At 49.3% G+C, this 1,885-nt stretch carries 1 protein-coding gene; it reads right to left on the bottom strand.

Going from position 1 to position 1,885, the window contains the following annotated elements:
* The coding region (locus tag B151_RS20425) for an NADH-quinone oxidoreductase subunit D-related protein (RefSeq protein ID WP_483788258.1) at positions 1-1,885 on the bottom strand (1,885 nt) is incomplete at both ends.

The following is a 1,885-nucleotide window of genomic DNA, read 5'->3' as shown; positions in this document are numbered from 1 at the left end:
CATGAATATGGAGTTTCAATGTAATTTCGCCGCGCGGACTCTCAATGGATGCCGATCCGTTCCCCATGCCTGTATCGGGGATTGTTAATTCCGAAATGGGATTTGTTTCGCCAGACGTTTTCAAATGTTCTATAAACCGGAAGCTCTGTTCTAATTCACCGAGCCGAACCATCAGCCGGCTCAAGGCGTTGTTTCCGTTTGCGGTTACAGGCTGCCACCCGACCTCCCGGTAAACAGTTTCAGAGATACGACTATCGTTTGAAAAACCCGCTGCTCGTGTAACGGGACCTGAGTAGTCTTCCAATTTCAGTTCTTTAGATGCTGAATCCTCTTTTTCTGAATGATCATGCTTTTCATGGGAACCTTTGTGATTATGATCGTGATCTTGTGAACCATGTTCGTCGTGCCCGTGATGACCATGATCGTGCTTTTTATGATCGTGTTGGTGTCCGCTATATTCGTGTTCGTGGCAGGAGTGATCATGCTCGCCATGCTCTTCGTGATTATGGCTGTGGTTATGGTCATGATCATGGGAACCATGTTCACCATGTTCGTGATGATAGCTGTGATTATGTTCGTGATCATGATTATGATCTTGGTCAGAATGAGAAGCTTCCTCTTCGTAACGATCAAAAGCGGTGATGGGGTTACCGGCTGCGGACAGCTTTATTTTCAGGTAGGGCATCTTTTTAATATGCCTGATAAATGCCATAAGAGGTTCTTCGGCTCCATCATTATTTCTGAAGGCGTGAAAAAGCTTTTCTGCCCGGTTTTGCATCGAGCTGTTACCCAGAAGGAGTGCAAAATCTGTCAGCCAGTTTAGATGACTGACAATCCGCTCTTTTTCCAACGCCACCGCCTCTGCTGCTGTCAGTTGAGTTTCTTTGACGTCTCGGGAATAGCTTTCCAGCGCTTTTTTGGCAAGCAGGCTGTAGCTTACGGCCGTCATCGGGTTCATTTTTTCGAGAAATTCGGGCAGTTGAAGAGGGTTGTCCTTAACCGAGACTGGAAGTTCCAATTCTGTAAAACCGCTTTCTGCCTGCATCTCTGCCACCGTATCGCCATCCAGTTCAGCGGTAAGTTGCAGTCCGCCCGGCAGTCCCGTGTGGAAAGGCCCAAACGCTGTATCACTCCATTCCATCGGTAGGCCGTCTGGGCTTCTCGGCAGATCTTTGGTCATCGCTATCATCGACATAAAACCGGAGCCGTGATCATGTCCGCCATGATTATGCTCGTGATTGTGTGCATCTTGATCATGATCTTCCTCTTGATGAGCCGAGTGGCCATGCTCACCATGCTGATGTTCGGAGTGGCCATGGTCATGCTTTTCATGATCGTGCTGATGTGAGTCGTTATCACCACACTGCTGATCAGATTCTCCGTGCTGATGGTCCTCACGACTATGCTCGGCATCATAATAGTCTGTGTGTTTGTGGTCAGAGTGATCATGATTATGCCCTTCATGATTGTCGTGTTTGTGCTGATGATTAGAATGGTCATGTTCATGCCCATAGGCCTGATCGTGCCCCTCCTGATTGCCATTGCCGTGCTGGTGCCCGGAGTGATCGTGGTGGTGCATGTGTCCCTTATCTTGCCCGGCTTCCTCGATTTTTGCCACTAACGGCTCCGGTTCAAAGGGCTTGGCATCTTCCTTCCAGGCAAAATTGGCCAGGCATTCTTTGACGGTGGGAAGTGCAGTTGCCAGAAAATCCTCTGCCAGGGCAACATGAACATCCGGATGAGGCAGCGGATCAAGATGCTTGGGGCCGGCCATCACCAGCACCCGTGGACGCGGCATCTGGGCATAAGTATAGGTCGCCTTTTCGGCTAAAGCCGGGCTCAGATCCCCAAACACCAAAAGTACATTTGCTTTTTTAGGACTAGT

The sequence above is a fragment of the Gracilimonas tropica DSM 19535 genome (genome assembly GCF_000375425.1).
GTDB lineage: Bacteria > Bacteroidota > Rhodothermia > Balneolales > Balneolaceae > Gracilimonas > Gracilimonas tropica.
The sequence above is the reverse complement of the archived record's forward strand: the minus strand, read 5'-3'. Positions and strand labels throughout refer to the sequence as shown.